Origin of the sequence: Dietzia sp. DQ12-76 (assembly GCF_014145045.1) — a bacterium.
In the GTDB taxonomy this organism is placed as follows: Bacteria; Actinomycetota; Actinomycetes; order Mycobacteriales; family Mycobacteriaceae; genus Dietzia.
This window is the reverse complement of the sequence record NZ_JAALDV010000454.1, coordinates 8,710-12,198: the sequence shown is the minus strand read 5'-3', so window position 1 is coordinate 12,198 and position 3,489 is coordinate 8,710. Positions and strand designations below refer to the sequence as shown.

Annotated in this window: 3 protein-coding genes; all 3 read left to right on the top strand. The window is 69.4% G+C overall.

The features are described 5' to 3' along the window. Positions 1 to 1,935, top strand: a 1,935-nt coding sequence (gene infB, locus G6019_RS14605; protein WP_182627880.1) for a translation initiation factor IF-2, incomplete at its 5' end; no start/stop codon positions are given. Positions 1,936 to 2,047: 112 nt separating this feature from the next. Beyond that, the gene (gene rbfA / locus G6019_RS14600; protein ID WP_182612789.1) at positions 2,048 to 2,509 is read left to right on the top strand and encodes a 30S ribosome-binding factor RbfA; all 462 of its coding nucleotides are present in this window, start codon (positions 2,048 to 2,050) and stop codon (positions 2,507 to 2,509) included. Continuing rightward, entirely contained in the window at positions 2,506 to 3,480 is a 975-nt protein-coding gene (locus tag G6019_RS14595; protein ID WP_182627878.1) for a DHH family phosphoesterase, read from the top strand. Before rbfA ends, G6019_RS14595 begins: the two co-directional genes overlap by 4 nt. Positions 3,481 to 3,489 lie beyond the last annotated feature (9 nt).

Here is a 3,489-nt window from a genome sequence, read left to right as displayed (position 1 = left end):
AACCGTGGCCGCAGTGGTGCGGCGGGTGCGTTCGGTCGTCCCGGTGGCGCCCCGCGCCGGGGCCGCAAGTCCAAGCGTCAGAAGCGTCAGGAATATGACTCGATGCGGGCCCCCGAGGTCGGCGGCGTCCGGCTCCCCGACGGTCGTGGGCAGGTCCTGCGGCTGGCGCAGGGTGCGTCGCTGAGCGACTTCGCGGACAAGATCGATGTCAACCCGTCGCAGCTGGTCCAGGCGTTGTTCAATCTGGGTGAGATGGTCACCGCCACGCAGTCCGTCACTCCGGAGACCCTGCAGCTCCTCGGCGAGGAGATGGGTTTCAAGGTCCAGGTCGTCAGTCCTGAGGACGAGGACCGCGAACTGCTCGACTCGTTCGATCTGTCGTTCGGTGAGGACGAGGGCGGCGAGGACGATCTCGAGATCCGTCCCGCGGTCGTCACCGTCATGGGACACGTCGACCACGGCAAGACCCGGTTGCTCGACAGCATCCGGTCGGCGAAGGTCGGCGAGGGCGAGGCCGGTGGGATCACCCAGCACATCGGCGCGTACCAGGTCACCGTTCCGGTCGACGACGTCGACCGGACGATCACCTTCATCGACACCCCGGGTCACGAGGCGTTCACCGCCATGCGCGCCCGCGGCGCCAAGTCGACGGACATCGCGATCATCGTGGTCGCGGCGGACGACGGTGTGATGCCGCAGACGGTCGAGGCGATCAACCACGCGCAAGCGGCCGACGTGCCGATCGTCGTGGCGGTCAACAAGATCGACAAGGAGGGCGCGCAGCCTGACAAGATCCGCGGCCAGATGACCGAGTACGGGCTCGTGCCGGAGGAGTACGGCGGCGACACGATGTTCGTCGACATCTCGGCGAAGCAGGGACTCAACATCGATTCGCTGCTCGAGGCCGTCGTCCTCACCGCGGACGCGTCCCTCGACCTGCGCGCCAACCCGGACATGGACGCGCAGGGTGTGGCCATCGAGGCGCACCTCGACCGCGGACGCGGCCCGGTCGCGACGGTGCTCATCCAGCGCGGAACGCTCAGGGTCGGTGACTCGATCGTCGCGGGCGACGCGTACGGGCGGGTCCGCCGCATGGTCGACGAGCACGGGGAGGACGTCGAGGAGGCGACCCCCTCACGTCCGGTCCAGGTGATCGGTCTGACCAGCGTGTGTGGAGCGGGTGACACCCTCATGGTGGTCGACGAGGACCGCACCGCCCGGCAGATCGCCGACAAGCGGAACGCGCGCAAGCGCAACGCGCTCGCCGCTCGGTCCCGCCGCCGGATCAGCCTGGAGGACCTGGACTCGCATCTCAAGGAGACGAGCCAGCTCAACCTCATCATCAAGGGCGACAACTCCGGTACGGTCGAGGCACTCGAAGAGGCCCTCATGGGAATCGAGATCGACGACGAGGTGCAGTTGCGGGTCATCGACCGCGGTGTCGGTGCGGTCACCGAGACCAACGTCAACCTGGCTGCCGCATCCGACGCCGTCATCATCGGGTTCAACGTCCGCGCGGAGGGCAAGTCGACCGAGTTGGCCAACCGCGAGGGCGTCGACATCCGGTACTACTCGATCATCTATCAGGCGATCGACGAGATCGAGAGCGCGCTCAAGGGCATGCTCAAGCCGATCTACGAGGAGAAGAGACTCGGTCAGGCGGAGATCCGCCAGCTGTTCCGCTCCTCCAAGCTGGGCAACATCGCGGGGTGCATGGTCCTCGACGGGATCATCCGCCGCAACGCCAAGGCCCGCCTCATCCGCGACGGCAAGGTCGTCGTCGAGGAGATGAGCGTGTCCTCGCTGCGCCGCGAGAAGGACGACGTGACCGAGGTCCGGGAGGGCTTCGAGTGTGGCCTCACCGTGACGTACTCCGACATCAAGATCGGCGACGTCATCGAGACCTACGAGCTCGTCGAGAAGCCGCGCGACTGACGTCGACGGCGACACCCCTGGGGGCAGGTTCCGTGGTCTGCGGGCCTGCCCCCACGGCATTCTGGGAATCGAACGGCCGCCCGGCGGCCGCATCACGTCAAGGAGGATCGCCATGGCCGGAAAGGGACGGGCCGGACGGCTCGGCAAGCGGATCGGGGAGATCGTCGCCACGGCGATCGAACACGAGATCAAGGACCCGCGTCTGGAGTACGTCACCATCACGGATTCCCGGATCACCGCGGATCTGCGGGTGGCCACCCTCTACTACACGGTCCGGGGCGAGACGCTGGACGAGGACCCGGACATCGAGGCCGCGCAGGACGCGCTGGCCACGGCGCGGGGTCGCCTCCGGACGATGGTCGGCAAGCAGACCGGGGTGAAGTTCACCCCCGAGTTGACGTTCGTCCTGGACTCCGTGCCGGACGCCGCGCGACAGATGGAGGAGTTGCTCGCCCGGGCACGGGCGCAGGACGAGGAGGTCCGTCGCGTGGCGCAGGGCGCACGTCCCGCCGGGGACGAGGACCCCTACCGGAGAGACGACGAGGAGGAGCGACCGGAGGGCGACGACCGGTGATCACCCTGGTGGACGCGGCCGGCGCGGCGAGCGTCCTGGCCCGGCACCGCGAGGTGACCGTGCTGTGCCACGTCCGCCCCGACGCCGACGCCCTCGGCAGTTCCGCGGGTCTCGCCCGGGCACTGCGTGCGGACGGCGTCGTGGTCCACCACTCGTTCGACCCCGGGGCGGTCCCGGATCCGCTCCGGGTCATCCCGGGCACGGACCGTGTGGTCTCGATCGACGAGGTGCCGGAACACGACGGCCTGGTGGTGGCTCTGGACTGCGCCAGCCCGGACCGGGTGGGCGACTGGGATCGGCTGGCCCGATCGGCGTCCGAGGTACTGGTGGTGGACCATCACCGTTCCAACCCCGGCTTCGGGACGCACCTGTTCCTGGATCCCGGGGCGGCCTCCACCGCGAGTATGGTCCTCGATGTACTCGAGGCCGGTCGCTATCCGGTCGACCCCGAGCTCGCGACGAGCCTCTACGCGGGTCTCGTCACCGACACCGGGTCCTTCCGGTGGGGTGGCGCGGGGTCGCACGACACGGCCCGGCGACTGCTCGCCGCGGGTGCGGAGGCCAGAGCGGTGGGATTCGCTCTGCTCGACGCGCATTCCTTCCCCTGGCTCCGAGTGCTGGGGGAACTGCTGAGCACGGCTCGCCTGGACCCCGGCGCGGTCGGGGGACGGGGGGTGGTCTGGCTGACGGTTCCCCACGAGGTCGTGGCGTCGGCGGACGAGGCGGACGTCGAGTCGCTCGTGTCCCACCTCCAGGGGGTGAGGGAGGCGCAGGTCGCGGTTCTCGTCAAGGAGATCCGCCCGGGAGAGTGCGCGGTATCACTGCGTTCCCGTCCCGGTCGCGGCGACAGTATCGATGTCTCGGCCGTCGCCTCGGCGCTCGGCGGGGGAGGGCACCCCGCTGCGGCCGGGTGCACCGTGCGCGGAGACGCCGCACGCGTCACGGCGAGGCTCCGTGAGCTCCTCGTCTGACCCGGGGCC